Origin of the sequence: Streptomyces fumanus (genome assembly GCF_014655295.1) — a bacterium.
Lineage (GTDB): Bacteria > Actinomycetota > Actinomycetes > Streptomycetales > Streptomycetaceae > Streptomyces > Streptomyces fumanus.
This window is the reverse complement of the sequence record NZ_BNBI01000004.1, coordinates 300,944-318,982: the sequence shown is the minus strand read 5'-3', so window position 1 is coordinate 318,982 and position 18,039 is coordinate 300,944. Positions and strand designations below refer to the sequence as shown.

The following is an 18,039-nucleotide window of genomic DNA, read 5'->3' as shown; positions in this document are numbered from 1 at the left end:
CCCTCAGAGCGTGAGCCGGGTGCCGAGACCGGCGGCCTCGGCGCGGGCGTGGATGCGGTCGGCGACGGCGACGTCGAGGATCGACATGCCGAAGGGATTGCTGATGATGGTCTCGTCCTGGTGGCGGCGGCCCGGGTGGCGGCCGGCGAGCACGTCGCCGAGGACGGCGTCCACCCGGCGGGCGCCGGGCCGTGCGGTCACCCCGTCGCGGGGGGCGCCGTCGGGGCCGAGCAGGGTGCCCGCCCGGTGCATCCGGCCGAGCAGGCGGCGCGGGTCGTCGCGGACCAGGCTCCAGTCGTCGACGATCACCGTGTCGGCGGCGAGCACCGCCGCCTCGGTGAGGTCGTCCAGCGAGACGTGGCAGACCAGCGCGCCGGGCCGCAGCCAGTCGGGCTCGATGTACCCCTGCGTCACCGTGGTGACGGGCACCACGACTTCGGCGTCCCGCACCGCCTCGCGTGCGCTCCCGGCCGGCACGGTCTCGACCTTCGCGCCCTCGGGCAGCGAGGCGACGTACGCGGCGAGGGCCTCGGCGCGGTCGGGCGCCACGTCGTGGAGCGCGAGGGTGCGCAGCGTCGGCACGGTGCGCAGCAGCAGCGCCGCGTGCGCCTGGGCGAGGGCCCCGCAGCCGATGAGCGCCAGCTTCCGCGGGGACGGCACCGCGAGGTGGCGTACGGCGAGGGCGGTCACCGCGGCGGTGCGCATGGCGCTGATGTAGGCCGCCTCCATCAGGGCGACGGGCCGTGCCGTCTCCGGGTCGAGCAGCAGGGTGAAGCCCTGGGAGCGCGGGATGCCTCGGGCCGGGTTGCCCAGTGAGGCGTTGATGGTCTTCATGCCGACGACGGGCGGGCGGCCGTCCTGGAGCAGCGCGCCGGGCATGGCCAGCAGCCGGGCGGAGTCGCCCCGCGGGGTCGTCCAGCCGAGATACGCCTCCTCGGGGAGGGCGGTCTGCCCGGCGCTGTGCAGCATCAGCGCCTCGGCCACCGTCCCCACGATGTCCACGCCGCAGGCGGCCTCGATGACGTCCGCGCGGGTGAGGTGGAGGTAGGGGCTGTCCGGGTATCGCTCGAAGTCCATGGGGAGCGGGGCCTCCTTGGCCGGGGTGGGGGGGATGCTCGGACCGGGGGCGGCCCGGCGGACCGGGGGTCAGTGGCCGGTACGTGCCTTCGGTGCGTGCGCGGGTTCCGGGGGCCTGGCGCGGCGTGCCCCGCGCAGCGCCGCGAGGGGGATGAACGCGCCCAGCAGGAGCACAGCGGCGAGCGCGATCCAGCCGGCCTTGCCGAGGGCGAGTACCACGCCCGTCATCAGGACCGGGCCGGCGACCCGGTTGGCGACGGTGCGGCTGGTGTTGAACAGCACCAGGTAGGCGCTGCGCGCCCCTTCGGGAGCCAGGTCGAAGGAGAGCGTCCAGGACGCGCCGACCTGCAGCAGTTCGGCGAAGGTCAGCAGGACGACCGCGCCGCCCAGCGTCAGCAGTGCGCCGCGCGTCCCGAAGCCCGGCGCGGCGGCGAACGCCAGCGCGCCGCAGCTCAGCAGCGCCGCCGCGGTCGCGTACGACAGCCAGGCCCGGCGCGTGGTGCGGTAGCAGCGGTTGAGGGGGTACTGGAGGGCGATGCAGAGCACGGTGTTGACGGCGTACAGGACGCCGACGTAGCGCTCGGGTACCTCGGTGGCGGTCACCAGCCACAGCGGGAACGCCACGTTGAGCACCGGCATCCACAGCGACACCAGCGCGTTGTACGCGGTGAAGCCCAGCAGCCGCCGGTCCTTGAGGAGTTCCCGTACGCCCGTCGTCGCGACGGTGCCGGCCGAGCCCTGGTCGCGTGAGGTGGCGAACACCGCGGCCACGATCAGGTAGGCGACCGCGCCGCCGATCAGCAGCGCCCGGAACGCGCCGGTCGAGCCCGACCCCAGGGCGGCACCGGCGATCAGTCCTCCCAGGCTGATGCCCAGGTTGACGACGGTGCGCTGGACGGCCATCACCTTCGCGCGCAGGCTCTCCGGCGCCCGCGCGCCGACATACGCCTGGACCAGCGGGGGCGAGGACTGCTCGGTGACGGCGATGAGGGTGACGACCAGCAGGAAACTCCACCAGCCGGCCACCCACAGATAGCCGAGGGTGGCCAGGGCGCGCAGCAGCATGACGCCGATCAGTACGGGCACGGGGCCGAAGCGTGCGGACAGCCGGGCGATGGGCAGGGCGGCGAGCACGGCGACCGCGCCGCCGATGGTCAGTCCGATGCCGACGGAGGAGGTGCTGAGGTGGGCGACCTTGACGAAGTAGATGGTCGAGACGGCGAGGAACAGGCCGGTCCCGGTCCACTCGATCAGGGTCGCGCCCTGGACCAGTGGAAGGAACTGCCGGTAGTCGCGGCGGCGCTCGCGCCGCTGTGGCGTGGTGCTGGTACTCATAGGTGCCGGTGCTCCAGGTGGTGCGGTTCCCGCCGGGTGAAGAACAGGCCCTCGCGGCGCAGCCGTGCCTTCGCGGCGGCTGTCTCTTCGGCGATGCCCTGTGCGCTCGCCCAGTCGTCGGAGTAGAGGGTGTCGCGGTACTTGGCGCCGCCGTCGGCGGCCACGCAGACCGCGAGTCCCCGTGGCGCGGGGTCGTTCTCCAGATCGGCGACCACCGCGCGGACGGCGCAGCCGCTGGATCCGCCGAGCGCGAGCCCCAGGTCCTCGGCGAGGATGCGGCAGACGGCGATCGCCTCGACGTCGTCGACCTGGACGAGGCGGTCGTAGCTGTCCGCGCCCTTGAGGAAGGCGGAGGGGCGGCTGGCCCCGATGCCCGGTATCAGCCGGCGTCCGGCGGTGCCGGCGACGGCCAGTGAGCCGCGTACGTCGACGGCGACCGGGGCGACGTCGGGGCGGTACTCGCGCAGGTGGGAGGCGATGCCGGAGAGGGTGCCGCCGGTGGAGACGGGGACGTAGACCGCGTCGAGTTCCGCACCCGCCTCTTGGGTGATCTCCGGGCCCGTGGTGGTGCGGTGCACCTCGGGGGCGGCCCAGTTCTCGTACTGGTTGGGCCAGCGGTAGCCGGGGTTGCGGGCCAGCAACTCGCGTACGGTGCGCAGTCTGCTCAGCAGATAGCCGCCCTGGCCGTCCGGCTCGTCGACCACCAGCACCCGGGCGCCGTCGGCCTCCAGCATGCGGCGGGTGACGGGCGGGGTCTTGAGGTCGATCACCGCGAGGAAGGTGCAGTCGACGGCGCGCAGTAATCGGGTCAGCGCCAGCCCGAGGTTCCCGGAGGTCGACTCGACCACCACGGTGCCCGGAGTCAGCGGCCGCTCCTCGTGCAGGGCCCGCACGAGCCCGACGGCGCTGCGGTCCTTGACCGAGCCGCTGGGACCGTGCCCTTCCAGCTTCAGCGCCAGTCGCCGGGTGCGTCCTCGGTAGGCGACGGTGAGGTGGAGCAGCGGGGTCCTGTCGAGTGCCCGCTTCAGGACAGGCATGACACACGACATCGTTTCCCCCTGAGCTCGGTGCCACTGTGAACCGGAAGCAAGCAGACCTTAGGCACCAGTCCTCTGAAGTAACCACCGATATGACCGTTGCACCTTACGCACCGTGGCCGGAACCTCACGGGGCGTTTCTCGGCCAATCGACACCCCCACCTCGACGACCTGCGCCGACGCCGGTCCGACGGGCGTGCCCGGTAGGGGGTGGGAGTCCCGGGGGCCGCTCATAATGGCCGACTCCGGTCGCGCCGTGGACAGTACCGCCCTTGCCACCGGCCGGCTCCTGTTCGCCGCTGCCGGGGCCTTCGGCGCGTCGGCGTCGATCGCCGGTTCCTGACCGAGCTGGAACCGGTGCGCACGCGGGCGGTGGTCAGCCGCCCACGTGGATGCCGGGCCGCCGCCGCGGGTCGGGCTCGTTGCTGCGCAGGATCTCTCGGGTGACCGGGGCGGTGTCGCCGCGGCCGAGGAGGAAGTAGCGGAACATGTGCGCCAGCGGGCTGCCCTCGGCCCAGGAGAAGTAGCAGTGCGGCAGTACGCCGGTCGCGTCCCGCAGGGCCAGCAGGATCGCCGCGATGGCGTTGGGCGCGGCCGGTGCCTCGGCGCGCAGGACCCGGTGGTCGCCGACCCGGACGCCGTGGATGGTGAGCGTCTCGCTGAAGTCCGACGGGTCGACCACGTCGATCTCCAGGAAGAGCACGTCCGCCCGCCCCGGCACATGGTTCGTCCCGCGCTGCTCGCGTTCCTTGGCGCGGTACTCGGCCTCGTCCCCGGCGTCGCGGCGGTTCGCGATGATGTTGATCGCGTCGTCGTGGGCGAGCGTGTCGGCCACGAAGCGGCGCGCGGCGTCGTCGAAGACGATGCGGTCGGCGCGCAGTTCGGTGGTGCGCGCCACCCGGGAGACCAGCGAGACGGCCACGATGCCGATGATGAAGAACCCGGAGATGGCGATGCCGTCGGGCTTGTCGACGATGTTGGCGGCCAGGGCGTAGAACAGCACCGCGGTGAGCACCGCGAAGCCCGCGGTGGCGGCCCGGCGGCGGCCGCGTGCGACGGACGCGGTGACGGCGAAGGCCCCGGAGACCATCATCGCCAGGATGCCGGTGGCGTACGCGCCGGCCTGGGCGTCGACGTCGGCGTCGAACGCCACCGTGATCAGCACGCACAGGGCGGTGTACACCAGGACGACCGGCCGCACCGCGCGCCCCCACTCGGGGGCCATGCCGTAGTCGGGCAGGTAGCGCGGCACGATGTTGATCAGCCCCGCCATGGCGGACGCGCCGGCGAACCACAGGATGAGGATGGTGCTGATGTCGTACACCGTGCCGAACGCCTCGCCGATCTGTTCGTGGGCCAGCCAGGCCAGCGCCCGCCCGTTGGCGGCGCCGCCGGGCTCGAACTCGTCCTTCGGGATGAGGACGGTGGTCACGAAGCTCGCGGCCAGCAGGTAGACGCTCATGATCGCGGCGGCCGTGGTGAGCAGCCGGCGGGCGTTGCGGATGCGCGCGCGCAGCCGCTGCCCGGGGTCCGCGCCGTCGGCCGCGATCAGCGGCATCATGCTCACGCCGGTCTCGAACCCGGACAGGCCCAGCACGAGCAGCGGGAAGGCGAGCACGGCGGGGCCGGCGAGATCGCCGAAGCCGCCCCCGGTGTCGGCGAGGGCGTCCGTCCACCCCGACAGGGCGCCGCCGGTCGTGAAAGCGTGGACCAGGCCGACGGCGATGACGACCGCGTTGAGCAGCAGGAAGACGGCGACCAGCGGGATGGCGACGCTGACCGCCTCGTTGAACCCGAGCAGGAACACCCCGCCCAGGAGCAGCAACAGCACCACGGTCAGTGCGACCTGGTGGCCGTGGAGCGCGGCCGGGAAGAAGGGGTTCTCCATCACGTGGACCGTGGCGTCCGCCGTGGACAGGGTGATGGTGATGATCCATGACGTGGCCACGAACCCGAGCAGCACCAGGACGAACAGCTTGCCCCACCAGAACGGCAGCAGGTCCTCCAGCATGGCGACCGACCCGGCGCCGTCCGGGCTCTGCCGCGCCACCTTCCGGTACATGGGCAGCATGCCCAGCAGTGTCAACGCCACGATCAGCAGCGTCGCGAGCGGTGAGACGGCTCCGGCGGCCGTGGCGGCGATCGCGGGGACGTACGCGAGGCTGGAGAAGTAGTCGACGCCGGTCAGGCACATCACCTTCCACCACGGCTGCGACTCGGCGTGGCTCTCGCCCGCGGCGGGGCCCACGGGCCGCACCTTGTGCCGCAACAGCCACTGGGCCGCCGTGCCGCGCGGCTGGGTGCGCAGCGCCGGACTGTCCACCGTCTCCGGCATGATCGGCCGGCCCCCGTCGCTCATGTCCTGTCTGCCCTTTCCCGCCGGTCACCGTCAACGGGTCGCTGCCGCACCGGGCCGCGACGATCACTGAGTACGGGGTCTGCCGCTCCCGCACCCGCCGGGTCGCTCCCGGACCGGAACCGGCCGGAAGGCCCCGCGGCACCGACCGTACCGACACCCGGTGCCGTGCTCGACGCGTCTTCCCCGCCCCGGCCCCCCGCATGTCCGGTCGGCCGGGCGGCCGCCGGGCGCGCTTGCGCTGGAACGCACTCCAAGCCGTAGCGTCGTGACGGCACCGGTTCGGGATGCCGGTCGGCGTCATCTGTCGCTAGATGGACGAGTGGCGCACGCGCCGCCGGGACGACGGACGAACACGCGGGAAGGATCGGGACACGTCATGGACAAGCGCAGTCTGCGGGAGCTCGAGGTGTCGGCCATCGGCCTGGGATGCATGGGCATGTCCGCGTTCTACGGCTCCGCCGACGAGGACGAGGGCGTCGCCACCATCCGACGCGCCCTCGACCTCGGCATCACCTTCCTCGACACGGCCCAGGTGTACGGCCCCCTCACCAACGAGTCACTGGTCGGCGAGGCGATCCGGGGCCACCGCGACGAGTACGTGATCGCCACCAAGTTCAACTACCGGATGGACGACGCCGTACCCGGCGACACCAGCACCATCGGGCCCCAGGACGGCTCCGCCGAGCATGTGCGCAGCTCGGTCCACGGTTCCCTGCGGCGCCTGGGCACCGACCACATCGACCTGTACTACCAGCACCGGGTCGACCCGAACGTGCCCATCGAGGAGACCGTCGGCGCGCTGGGCGAGCTGGTGGCCGAGGGCAAGGTGCGCTGCATCGGGCTGAGCGAGGCCAGCGCGGAGACCATCCGGCGGGCTCACGCCGTGCACCCGGTCACCGCCGTGCAGAGCGAGTACTCGCTGTGGTCGCGGGACGTGGAGGCCGAGGTGCTGCCCGTCTGCGAGGAGCTGGGGATCGGCTTCGTGCCGTACTCGCCGCTCGGTCGGGGCTTCCTCGCCGGACGGTTCACCACTCCGGACGAGCTGGACGCGAACGACTGGCGCCGCCAGAATCCGCGCTTCCAGGACGCCAATCTGGAGGCGAACCTGCGGCTCGCGGCCAAGGTGAAGGAGATCGCCGCCGAGAAGGAGGTGACCCCCGCCCAACTGGCCATCGCCTGGGTGCTGGCCCAGGGCGAGCACCTGGTGCCCATCCCGGGTACCAAACGCCGCACCTACCTGGAGCAGAACGCCGCGGCGGTCGACATCGAGCTGACCGAGGACGACCTGGCGCGTATCGCCGCCGAGCTGCCGGAGGCGGCGGGAGAGCGTTACGACGAAGCGGGGATGCGGGCGGTGAACCGGTAGCGGTGCGGCCGGGTGGTCAGGCGGACGGGCGGCCGGTGATGGCCGGCAGGGTCGTCGTCCTGATCCGGCGGTAGGTCCTGAAGCCGTACACGGTCAGCGCTGCCCAGATGACGGTGCTGACCAGGGGCCACCACAGGTCCCGGCCCTGCTCGCCCTGGAGGAGGTGGACGACCCCGTTCACCGCCCAGGCGACCGCGAGGACAAGCGCCGCCCACCTGGCCCACTGCCACACCCGCATGGTTCCCCGGGCGCGGGTTTCCTGTACGCGCTGATCATCTTGTCGACGTCGTGTGCCATTCATACCTGTGCGCCTACCCCCTGCCCGCTCCTTGCCTCCCGGCCCTCAAGAGACGGCCGAAAACGGACGGTCTCACCGGCTGCGGAGGCACTCGGAGGCGGTCCGGCCGGATGCCGAGGCGGGGGAACGCGATGACGCCCGGACCGGCGGGTGGTACCGCCCCGCCGGTGGTGCGTCAGGCATGCGCGTGGCGTGAGGCGGTCGCCTTGCGCGGTGCGGCGTGGTGCGCCGGGCGCCGGGGCGCGTCCTCGGTCCGCAGGCGGTGCAGCCACAGGGAGGTCGTCAGCAGGAGACCGCTGAAGACGGCCAGGAGGAGGGCGGAGACCCACATCTGCCGGGTGCCGGGCATCTGCCAGGCGGTCCAGACGGTCAGCACCGCCCACAGAAGGACGCCACCCGCGTAGAAGGCACGGACCCGGCGCATCTGCCGCACGGCCCGCAAGGAGATGACGCGATCGGTTGTGGATGTCATGGCGGCCCGTGTACCCCGGTGTCCGCCGTTCAACGGATCGGTTCACCGCCGGCCGCGTTCCTCGAAGTCACGGCGTACCGCCGCGCCTTGGTCCTCGACCAGGCCCGCTGCGTCGGGGAGGTCCAGGACGGCGCCGCAGTGGTCGCACAGCTTGCCGTCCTCGGCCGGCGTGCCACACGCCTTGCAGAACCGGTTGCCCTCGCCGTTTCCCATGGTCTGTGTCATGACTCTCTCTCGCGGGGTGGATGGTGGTACGCGGGGAGTACCCCTGACGTCTGCGTCGATTCCCCGCAGGCCAGCTTCATCCCGTACGCGCGACGGGCTCCGGAGGCGGCTGGGCGGTTCAGGTGAGCAGCAGGGCCGCGTCCCATCGCGTCGTCGGCGGGAGGTTCCTGGCGTACGCGTCCAGCGCCAGTGCGATCCCGGCCGCGCCTTGCAGAAACCCGGCGCGGTCGATCGCGGCCTGCTGCCCCGGCGAGCGGTACCGGTATCCGAACGGCGCGTCGGCGTCGTAGTCGTTCAGCACTTTTTCGGCCAGCCAGGGCAGGCTGCCCGCCAGTTGAGGGTTTCCGCTGTCATGCGCCATCAGCCAGGTGACGTGCAGGACGCCGGCCCAGCCGTGGCACAGGGCGGAGTCCACCAGTTCGCCGGGGGCGGCGAGGGCCTCCGTGAGCGCGCGCAGGGCCGCCGTGCACCAGTCGGGGCGGTCCAGAGCCCGGCCGGCCAGGTACAGGGCTCGGGCCACCCCGGGGGTGCCGTAGCACCACGCCGTCCGGCCGGGCGGTGGCCGCGTGGTACGGCTCGTGTGCTGGTCGAAGCCGATCACCGGTGGCCACGGTGCGGCGGGGGTGCGCCGGCGCAGCAGCCAGTCGGCGATGCCGGTGATGGCCGTGTCCTGGCCCGGTACCCGGACCCCGGCGCGGTGGGCGAGCGCCAGCAGCGCCAGCGGCCCCGGCACCCCGTGCGCCAGACCCACGTCGAAATGGCCGCGGGGGAAGACGTGGGAGAACGGGCCGTCCGTGCCGTGGGGCACCCACCAGCCGGGGACCCGGCGGCCGTGGGCGGTGACCGGCTCGGTCATGCGTACCAGGCAGGACAGGGTGCGGGTCAGCAGTGCCCGGTGCGGCTCGCCGCGCAGCAGCAGATAGCGGCCGAGGCCCGTGGCGCCGCTGACGACGTCGTAGGAGCGGGCGGAGGTGCCGGGCCGGCCGGAGCGCATCCGCTCTTCCTCGGCTGCCAGCGTCCGTCCGAGCGCCGCCGACACCCGCCGGTCGAGCCGGGACAGCAGTACGGCGTAGTCGTCGGTGGTCCGGCGGGCGGTGGCCGCGGCGAACGCCACCGCGGCGGCGCCGTGGTACAGCCCCTGGTCCGGGCTGGAGGCGAGGTGCGCGGTCGCGGCCGTCAGGTGGGCGTGCGCGGTGGCGCGGTGGCGCGGTGTGCCGTCCCTGGCGGCCAGTTCGGCGAACAGCAGGGCGATACCGGCGTGTCCCTCGGCCAGTGACGCGGCACGGAACGGTGGTGCGGGGGGCCGGCCGGGCCGGTGGTCGAGGTTGCCGGGGGCGGTGGCGGTCGCGGCCACGCCCGCCGGATCCGCGAGGCGCTCGGCCAGTGTCGCCGTGACGCGCGCCGCCCGCCGGCCGAGCGCGGTGCGCGGCAGGGGCGCCGTCATGCCCATCGCCGCCGGTCGCGGTGGGCCGCGACGGCGCCGCGCAGCACGGCGAGGCAGGCCCGTTCGGCGTGCCGGTCCAAGCCGGCCAGCCGGTTGTGCTGCATGTGCAGCAAGGAGCGGAGTACTTCCGGCGCGGCTCCCGGTGGTCCTTCGTGTCCGAGCAGTCGGCCGTAGGCGGCGGCCGCCTCGGCGCGGCGGTGCCAGGAGGCCAGCAGGACGGGGCCGCCGGGCAGGGCCCCGAGTCCGTCGAAGTCGCCGTAGGCGTCGACCAGGCGGATCGCTTCGCGGCGCGTGCGCCGGAAGTGCACGCGCTCTTCGTCTTCGGGACGGGTGGCCAGGAGCCAGGTGAGCCACGGTGGTTCGTCGGTGTCGGCGGAGCCGGGCGGGTCCGGCCAGTAGGCGCGTACGAGGTGGGCCATGCCGGCCGCGGCCAGCGCAAGGGGGTCGGCCGGCAGGCTGCCGCTCTCCGTCAGCCGCAGTTGTACGAGCGTGGCGAGGCTGTCGGCGTGGAACACCCGCTCGGCCGCGATCAGGGCCCGCGGTCCGCCGTAGCGCTCGGTCTCCGGCTCATAGGTGTCCAGGGTCAGGCGTGCGATCAGACCGGCCGTGTGCAGGCCGGCCGCCCAGTCGTGCAGCAGCGTCAGCAGGTCGTGGGCGCCGGCCGCGGTGCCGGCGTGGAACCGCAGACGCAGGTGATGGTCGTCGCCGTCGCGGTAGCGGACGAAGAACCAGCGGTCCACCGGGGAAGGGAGGGTGTCCGTCAGCATGGGCAGATGGCCGGTGAGGATGTCCCGCTGCCGTTCCGGCGCCCCGTGGAGCCGTGCGTACAGCCACTCACCGCCGGGCAGGTGGGTGCGCGGGCGGACGCGGGCGGAGGCTGCCGCGGTCCGGTGCGGTGTCGCCGGGGCGGGAACGGGTGCCGCATCGGGGACCCGCACCAGGGGGATGACCAGTTCGCTGCGGTGAGCGCCCTGCGGCCCGGTGAGCCATCCGCACGCGCCGGGCGCCGCCGCCGGCGCTTCGGTGAGGACGAGATCCGGATGCCGTGCCAGCTCGCCGCGGAGCAGGCGCAGGTGCTCGGTGTCGGTGAGGTCCAGTTCCAGCCGGTGATCGCGGTGGACCGCGTACACCCGGTCGGGGACGTGCCAGCGCTCGCGCCACTGCCGGGCGCCTGCGTCCCACTGGGCCGAGGTGGCCCGCCGGTCGAGGAGGGTGGCGGCCGGGCGCCAGCGGGCCGGTGACAGCACGGTGCGGCCGCTGAGCACGCGGGGCAGCCACGGCAGGGCGGAGACGGAGCCCCATTGCCACTCCTGCCACTCCCGTACGCCGCTGCCGGAGACCTCACGGAGGAACCGGGCGAGATTCGGGGCGTTCCACCGGTCGGCGAGGACGTGGAGGACGACCGGTGCCACCTCGTGTCCGTCGGCCCCGTCCACGACGAACAGCCGCCGGGTGTCGGCACCCACCAGGACGTTCTCCGGAGCGAGGACGGACGGGTCGTCGCGGTCGGCGAACACCCCGACCGGCAGCGTCCGATCCAACCGGCGTGGTCCCTGGGCCACATTGCCGCCTCGGGACCGGGCGGAGGCGGACACCATCTGCACGGGGCGGGCTGCGGTGCCGTGAGCGGTCCGGGCGAGGCGGACCAAGGCGTCCTGCGCGGTGGGCGGCAGGAGGTGGCCGAAGCGGCCGAAGGTGGCGCCGGCCCGGGCACCCCCGGCCACGACCACCATCCGGAACCGGCCCGCCATGAGCGCGGCGGGTGACGCGGCGAGCACCTGGGTGTTCAGCTCCAGCGAGGGCGGGGGCACCCCGTCGTCGGAGCCGAGCGCGGCCAGCACCGGGTCGTCGGGGCCGGTGCCGAGCAGGACTTCGCCGGTGCCGGTGAGCGTCGCCTCCTGGGCGAGCGCGGCCAGGACCCGGTCCCGCTCGGCGTCCGGTGGCCGGGGCCGGGGCGCCGTGCGGTGACCGGGCGGACGCCGGTAGCCGGCCGGGGGCCCCAACCCCCGGTCGGGGTCGAGGAGTTCGGCGACCGGGACGAGCCGGGCGGTGCCGTACCGTTCGAGGAAGGCGGCGTGGTAGTGGTCGAGCCGGTCGTCCGGAGGGGCGGGTGCCAGACGCCACAGGAGCGCGGCCGCGCGTTCGGCCTCTTCGGCCACCGTACGGGGGAGCCTGATGTCGGCGTCCAGCGCCAGGTCCACCTGTACCACCTGGTCGGCCGGGCGCAGCCGGCGCATCGAGGCGGTGGCCCGCCGTAAGGCCGCGCGGCCCTCGCCGAGCGGGGTCCCGGCGTAGGCGGTGAGGTCGCGGGCGACGGCCCGCAGCGCCTCCGCTTCGGCGGCGGAGCCCGCCGCCGCCAGGCACGCGGTCACGTGTGCGAGCGGGTCGGGGGCCTCCAGCGGGGGGCGGAGTTCGGTGAGCAGGATCTCCTGGGAGACGAGCTGTACGAGCATCTCCTCGGCCCGCTCGGGCGGCGCTGCCGGGAAGGCCCGGTGCAGGCGGTCGGCCAGGTCGGCGAAGAGTACCGGGGTGCGGGCCGCGCACAGCACCTCCTGGACGGCCGGGGTGTGACGCACGCTCACCTCCTGCACCGTCCGGCCCTCGGTGGGCCCGGCGGAGTCCGGGACATAGGGCAGCACGAGCCGGTCACCGCGCGTGAAGCACAGGTTGTTGACCGTCACCCGCACGTGCCGCAGTACCTCGACCCGGCGTTCCCACCCGGTGACCAGCGAGGTCAGCCAGGCCCGGTCAGGCCGCACGACACGCCGGTGACCGCTGCCCAGCCGCACCGTCGTCTCCTCCGCACCGCCCGTGAAGTCGACGGCGGCCACACCGGCCAGCAGCCCGAACGGGGTGGCGCGGGTCGCCATGCGCAGGCGGTAGCGGGCCAGGGCCGCGGCGGCCCGCCGGGCCACCCGCTCGCCGGGCTCCTCGCCCACCGGATCGGACAACCGGTCGAGGCGGGCGGCGAGCGAGCCGCTGGAAACCTCCACCGCCTCGCGTACCAACGGGTCACCCGCCAGCCGCCGGGCCCGGTGCGCGGGCCCGGCGTCCGCGGGGTGGGACCGGGTCTCGTCGGCCCGGTACGCGGGGTGCACCGGGACACGTAACAAACCGAGCCCGGCACACCGGAAAGGCGACGCCGTACCGGTCACGCGGCCTCCCTCCCCCGCGCTCGCACACTTCCCACGGCCGGCCGATGGAGCGGTGCCACACCGGCCGGCACCGGGGACCGGCCCGGTCAGCAGCCGACGTACGACTCCGGGGGACAGATGAGTTGGCTGTAGACCGTCTCGCACCCCTGCTGTGTGAAGTTCATCAGGGCACCGTCGGTCTCGGGGCCGACGATCTCGCGGAGGTCGAGATCGAAGACATCAGCGGTCTCGGGCAGTACATCGGGCAGTACAGGCGTGGACGGGCTCATCGGGTTCCCCAATCGCGGTTGCCGCGGCGCCGGACGTCACCGCCACGGCGGTTACCAGGCAGAGTCCCACGGTCACCCGGACAGCAGGGAAGAAATCACTCGCAAGAGTGGTCAACCGCCGGTTGTCGTAGGGGCCACGGGCGAAGGCGGGCGCCGGCGCCGAACACCGTCACCTCTTCGCGCCCGCCGGACATTCCGGGGTCCGCTGCGTCCGTGGGCGTTCGACCGGCCGCGTGCCCGCGCGCCGGCGTGCCGGGGGCCCTGGCGCGTATTGGTCTCCCGGTGTGGTTCCTTCCGCGCACAGACTGGGGCGGCGACGGTATCCGGACACATGGGGGTGGTCATCGGTGGACGGCGGCGCCCTGCACGAGGAGTTCATCGCACGGGACGAACTGGGTATGAGCGGTCCGTATGTGGAGCCGCGGTCGGAGACGGAGCGGCGGCTCGCGGCGCTGTGGGCGCAGCATCTGGCGGTGGCCCCGGTCGGTGTCGAGGACGACTTCTTCGAACTCGGCGGCGATTCGCTGCTCGCGGCCGAGGTGCAGGTGGCGATCGACACCGAGTTCGGGGTGGAGATCGAGGCCGCCGCGGTCTTCCTCGCGCCGACGGTCGCCGCGCTGGCCGAGGCCGTGCGCCGGGCACCGGATACGGCGGGGGCGGACGGATGACCGTGGACCTGGCGGATCCGGCGCTGTACGCACGGGGTGATCCGCATGCCGTGTGGCGCGCGCTGCGGCGGGCGGACCCGGTGCACTGGCAGCCCGGGACCGGCGGTCCGGGTTTCTGGTCGGTCGTGCGGTACGAGGATGTGCAGCGGGTCCTGTCGGATCACACCCGTTTCACCTCCGAGCGGGGCACGCTGCTGAATCTGCTGGGCCGGGGGGACCCGGCCGGCGGGCGGCAGTTGGCCGTCACCGATCCGCCGCGTCATGACCGGATGCGCGCCCCGCTGCACCGGGCGCTGAAGCCGCGGTCGGTGCAGGCGCACACCGGGGTGATCCGGGACGGGATCCGTGCCCTGCTGCCGGGACGGGACCGGCCCGAGTTCGATCTCGCGGCGGTCTGCGGCCTGCTGCCGCTCACCGTGCTGGGGCCGCTGCTGTCGCTGCCGGAGGCGGACCGGCCGCATCTGGTGAGGCTGGCGCTGATGTCGGCCGCCGAGGAGGACCCGGCCGTGCAGTTGCCCCAGGGGCCGGCGGCGACCCTGCACCGGGCGCACCGGGAGCTGTTCGCCTACTTCGCGGACCTGGTGCGCGAGCGCCGGCGCCGGCCGCGCGGGGACCTGGTCGACGTGCTGCTCGCCATGGAGGTCGACGGCGTCCGGCTCACTCCGGGCGAGGTGCTCTCCAACTGCTACAGCCTGCTGCTGGGCGCCGGTGTCACCCTGGCGCACGTACCCACGGCCGCGGTGGCCGAGTTGAGCCGCGACGGCGGGTACGAGGCGTGGGCGGCCGATCCCGGTCTGCTGGCCGGCGGTGTCGAAGAGGCGCTGCGGTGGGCGTCGCCGGCCGGGCACTTCATGCGCCACGCCCGCCATGACACCGTGCTCGCGGGCGTACCGGTCGCCGCGGGCGACGCGGTGGTCGCGTGGCTGGGGGCGGCCAACCGCGATCCCGCGGTGTTCGCCGGTCCGGACGTCTTCGACCCCGCCCGGTCCGGCAACCGGCACCTGGCGTTCGGGGCCGGCCCGCACTACTGCGTCGGCGCGGGCATCGCCCGGGTCACGCTGCGGCTGTTCTTCGCCGAGCTGTTCGCCCGGTACGCGTCACTGCGCCTCGCGGGCGAGCCCGTACGCGCCCGTTCCACGTTCCTGTCCGGGTACCTACAGATGCCGGTGCGGGCCGGGTTCCGCGGCCGGGGCAAGGAGCAGCGGTGAGCGAGCCCGCCGTCCACGCAGCCACGTACGCGCAGGAACTGCTCGGCCTGGTGGAAAGCATGCTGCCGGGCACGGTGATGAACCCGCGGTTCACCGTCCGGGCCGCCTACCGGCTCCCCGCCGGGACCGACGTGGCGGTGCTGCGGGCCGCGCTGGACGACGTGGTGGCCCGCCACGGCGCGCTGCGCACCCGTCTGGTCCGCGACGGGGACGGCCTGCGCCAGGAGGTGCTGGCGCCGATGCCGGCCCGGCTGGACGTCACCCGCCTGCCGGCCGGTGAGCCGGTGCGGGAGTGGATCGCCGCCGCCGCGGTGCGCCCCCGCCCGCCGCACGAACCCCCGCTGCTCTGGGCCGAGCTGTGCCTCCCGGACGACGGCGGGGACCCGGTGCTGGTGCTGGTCGGTCACCACATCGCCGTCGACGGATGGTCCCAGGACGTCCTGGCCCGCGATCTGGCCGACGCCTACGCCGCCCGGCTGGACGGTCGCGTGCTCGGCGATCCGCCCCTGCAGTACACCGACATCGCGGCGCAGGACCGCGGCGGGGCCTGGCAGGAGCGGATCCGCCAGGTGCTGCCGTACTGGCGGGAGCGCCTGACCGGGATCGCCGGCCTCGGGCTGCCCTGCGAGACTCCCGGCGCCGAACCGGGACCGCCCGCGGTACACCGCTTCACCCTCGCCCCCGATCTGGCCCTGGCCGTACGGCAGTCCGCGCGCCGGGCCCGCTCCACACCCTTCGCGCTGCTCATGACCGCCTTCGTCCGCGGCGTGCTGCCTCCGGGAGACACCCTGGTCCCGGTGATCACCGCGGGGCGGATCCCGTCCGAGTGGGACACGGTCGGCTTCCTGCTCAACGTGTTGCCGATCCGCGTCGACGACACCGGCCAGGACCTGGACGCGCTGCGCGGCCACATCGACGGGCGCTGCCGCGAGGCGTACGCGCACGACATCCCGTGGGTGCCGGTGCTCGGGGCGGCACCGGAGATGCCGGCGCGGCTGACCGACCGCGCCCGGGTGCCACCGGTGTTCCAGATGATCCCGCGCCCGCCGCTCGCGCCGCCCCGCGAACCGGGCGCCCGGCCCCTGGTCGCGCTGCCGGACCAGAGTCTGCCGCCGCAGGTGATCCCCGTCCCGTTCGCCTGGACCGTCCGCTGGGACACCACACCGCAGGTGTACGTCACCTACGACAGCCACCTGTTCGGCCCGCGGTGGATGCGCGCGGCCGAGGCCGGGTTCCTGACCGCGCTGACCCGGCTCGCCGGCCGATGACCGTGCCGCTGGTGCCGCTGCCGGTGGCCCCGGCCGCTCCCCCGCCCCCGGACCCCGCACCGCACATCCTCGACCTCGTCGAACCGCACCTGTCCGGCCCGGCACCGGCGGTGGCCGACCGGGACGGCGCCTTCGACTACACGGAACTGGCCGCCCGCTCCGGTGCCGTGGCCGCCCGGCTCCTGGCACTGGGCACCCTCCCCGGCGAGGCGGTGGTCGTGCACGCCCCGCTGTCACGGTGGGCGGTGGCGGCCATGCTCGGCGTACTGCGGGCCGGAGCACGGTTCGTGCCCGTCGACGCGCACTTCCCCGCCGCCCGCCGGCAGGCGATGGTCCACCGGGCCGGCGCACGGTACGCCGTGTGTCCTCCCGGCCGCCCCACCGGGCTGCCACCGGGCGTGCGGCCCGTACCCGACGCCTGGCAGCCCCTCCCGGGGCCGGTGAGAAGCCACCGCGGTCAGACGGCGTACACCTGCTTCACCAGCGGCTCGACCGGCCCGCCCAGGCCGGTGACCGTACCGAGCCGGGCCCTGGGCTGGTCCACCGCCGCCCGCATCGCCTCCTACCGGGAGCCCCCGCGCGCCTTCCTGCTGTGCTCGTCGATCTCCTTCGACAGCTCCATGGCGGGCATCTGGTGGACCCTGGCCACCGGCGGCCTCCTGCTCATCCCGGCCGAGCGCCCCGGCGACCCGCTCGCCACCGCCCGCGCCGCGCAGCGGCACCGCGCCACCCACCTGCTGATGGTCCCGTCGCTGTACGCCCTGCTGCTCCGCAGCCGCCTCGCCCCCCGGCTCTCCTCACTGACCACGACCATCGTCGCGGGCGAGGTGTGCCCTCCCGCCCTGGTCGAGGCACACACCGCCGCGCTGCCGGAGACGCGCCTGTACAACGAGTACGGGCCCACCGAATGCACGGTCTGGTCCACGGTGCACCTCTGCACCCCCCAGGACGCCCGCGCCCCCCGCGTCCCCCTGGGCCGCCCCGCCCCCGGCGCCCGGCTCTACCACCCCGCCGGCGCCGGCGGCACGACCACCGAGCCCGCGGAACTGTGGATCGGCGGCCCCGGCGTCGCCCACGGGCCCCCGGGAGACCCGCGGTTCACCGAACACGAGGGCCGGCGCGTCTACCGCACCGGCGACCTGGTCGCCGTCGGCGCCGACGGCCTGCTGCACTTCCACGGCCGCGCCGACCACCAGCTCAAACTCGGCGGCGCCCGCATCGAACGCGCCGAGATCGAACAGGCCCTGGCCGCCTACGGCGGGATCACCGAGGCCGGGGTGGGCATCCGCCGCGGAGGCCGGCCCCGGGTGGTGGCCTACCTCGTGCCCGACGGCCCTCCCCCGGACCCCTCCGCCCTGCGCGCGCACCTCCTGACCCACCTGCCCGCCGCCGCCCTGCCCACCCGCCTCGTCACCCTGCCCGCCCTGCCCCGCCTGCCCAACGGCAAGATCGACCACACGGCACTGGACCGGCGTACCGCCGAGGACGGCTGACGGGACGTGGGCCGTGCCTCCGCCCCGGAACAAGCGGTACCGGGCGAGGGCAAGCGAGTCAGCCTCCGCCTCGATCACCGGCACATCCAGGCCCGACTGCATCAGGTGAGCATCCGCGGGGCGTTGCCAGGGCTCCGCACGATCACAGCCTCGCCGGCCGCCAAGAGCACGGCCGACGAGGTGAGGTGCCGTGAGGGACGGCTCGCCGCGGAGCGTCGCATCCGGTCGTCCAGGACAGACATCCGACAGCACACGCTCCAGCGCCGCATACGCGTGTGCTCCCCGTCCCGGCCCGTGCCCCCGCGACCATGGTGGTGAATGCCCGGGCACACCCGCAGCTCCGAATGCTGCTGTCCGAGACGGCA

General features: G+C 74.2%; 15 protein-coding genes. 5 read left to right on the top strand and 10 right to left on the bottom strand.

What is annotated here, in order from left to right:
• Nucleotides 1-3 precede the first annotated feature (3 nt).
• From IE316_RS10905 to IE316_RS10890, 4 genes are all read right to left on the bottom strand, one after another.
• A complete protein-coding gene (locus tag IE316_RS10905) occupies nt 4-1,077 on the bottom strand; it encodes an ornithine cyclodeaminase family protein (RefSeq protein WP_190204011.1) in 1,074 nt (357 codons plus the stop codon).
• 69 nt (nt 1,078-1,146) lie between these two features.
• A complete protein-coding gene (locus IE316_RS10900) occupies nt 1,147-2,412 on the bottom strand; it encodes an MFS transporter (protein WP_190204010.1) in 1,266 nt (421 codons plus the stop codon).
• Nucleotides 2,409-3,449, bottom strand: coding sequence for a pyridoxal-phosphate dependent enzyme (locus tag IE316_RS10895; protein ID WP_190204009.1), 1,041 nt, complete (start codon nt 3,447-3,449; stop codon nt 2,409-2,411). Before IE316_RS10895 ends, IE316_RS10900 begins: the two co-directional genes overlap by 4 nt.
• Before the next feature lie 376 nt (nt 3,450-3,825).
• The gene (locus IE316_RS10890; protein WP_190204008.1) at nt 3,826-5,808 is read right to left on the bottom strand and encodes an APC family permease; all 1,983 of its coding nucleotides are present in this window, start codon (nt 5,806-5,808) and stop codon (nt 3,826-3,828) included.
• A 376-nt stretch (nt 5,809-6,184) separates the two neighbouring features.
• Here IE316_RS10890 and IE316_RS10885 point away from each other — a divergent pair, with 376 nt between their 5' ends.
• Nucleotides 6,185-7,174, top strand: a complete 990-nt coding sequence (locus IE316_RS10885) for an aldo/keto reductase (protein ID WP_190204007.1) — start codon at nt 6,185-6,187, stop codon at nt 7,172-7,174.
• A 16-nt stretch (nt 7,175-7,190) separates the two neighbouring features.
• Here the strand turns inward: IE316_RS10885 and IE316_RS10880 are convergent, their stop codons facing one another.
• The 6 genes from IE316_RS10880 to IE316_RS10855 all read right to left on the bottom strand — a co-directional run bounded on the left by IE316_RS10880 (nt 7,191) and on the right by IE316_RS10855 (nt 13,037).
• On the bottom strand, nt 7,191-7,412 hold the full coding sequence (locus IE316_RS10880) for a hypothetical protein (protein WP_229910322.1): 222 nt from the start codon (nt 7,410-7,412) through the stop codon (nt 7,191-7,193).
• A gap of 235 nt (nt 7,413-7,647) precedes the next feature.
• Nucleotides 7,648-7,944 carry a hypothetical protein gene (locus IE316_RS10875; RefSeq protein ID WP_190204005.1) on the bottom strand — a complete coding sequence of 99 codons (297 nt, stop codon included), beginning with the start codon at nt 7,942-7,944 and terminating at the stop codon, nt 7,648-7,650.
• Nucleotides 7,945-7,986: 42 nt separating this feature from the next.
• Nucleotides 7,987-8,169: a hypothetical protein gene (locus IE316_RS10870; protein ID WP_190204004.1), complete on the bottom strand. Its 183-nt coding sequence runs from the start codon at nt 8,167-8,169 to the stop codon at nt 7,987-7,989.
• 118 nt (nt 8,170-8,287) lie between these two features.
• Entirely contained in the window at nt 8,288-9,613 is a 1,326-nt protein-coding gene (locus tag IE316_RS10865) for a lanthionine synthetase C family protein (protein ID WP_190204003.1), read from the bottom strand.
• Entirely contained in the window at nt 9,610-12,711 is a 3,102-nt protein-coding gene (locus IE316_RS10860) for a lantibiotic dehydratase (RefSeq protein WP_190204002.1), read from the bottom strand. Before IE316_RS10860 ends, IE316_RS10865 begins: the two co-directional genes overlap by 4 nt.
• A 143-nt stretch (nt 12,712-12,854) precedes the next feature.
• Complete coding sequence (locus tag IE316_RS10855) at nt 12,855-13,037, bottom strand: hypothetical protein (RefSeq protein ID WP_190204001.1); 183 nt, start codon at nt 13,035-13,037, stop codon at nt 12,855-12,857.
• A gap of 347 nt (nt 13,038-13,384) precedes the next feature.
• Here IE316_RS10855 and IE316_RS10850 point away from each other — a divergent pair, with 347 nt between their 5' ends.
• Genes IE316_RS10850 through IE316_RS10835 form a run of 4 tightly spaced genes read left to right on the top strand, consistent with a single transcriptional unit; the run spans nt 13,385 to nt 17,674 of the window.
• The gene (locus tag IE316_RS10850) at nt 13,385-13,705 is read left to right on the top strand and encodes a phosphopantetheine-binding protein (RefSeq protein WP_190204000.1); all 321 of its coding nucleotides are present in this window, start codon (nt 13,385-13,387) and stop codon (nt 13,703-13,705) included.
• Complete coding sequence (locus IE316_RS10845; RefSeq protein ID WP_190203999.1) at nt 13,702-14,913, top strand: cytochrome P450; 1,212 nt, start codon at nt 13,702-13,704, stop codon at nt 14,911-14,913. Before IE316_RS10850 ends, IE316_RS10845 begins: the two co-directional genes overlap by 4 nt.
• Nucleotides 14,910-16,181: a condensation domain-containing protein gene (locus tag IE316_RS10840; RefSeq protein WP_190203998.1), complete on the top strand. Its 1,272-nt coding sequence runs from the start codon at nt 14,910-14,912 to the stop codon at nt 16,179-16,181. The genes IE316_RS10845 and IE316_RS10840 overlap by 4 nt, the downstream gene beginning before the upstream one ends.
• A complete protein-coding gene (locus IE316_RS10835; protein ID WP_190203997.1) occupies nt 16,178-17,674 on the top strand; it encodes an amino acid adenylation domain-containing protein in 1,497 nt (498 codons plus the stop codon). Before IE316_RS10840 ends, IE316_RS10835 begins: the two co-directional genes overlap by 4 nt.
• Nucleotides 17,675-18,039: the final 365 nt, after the last annotated feature.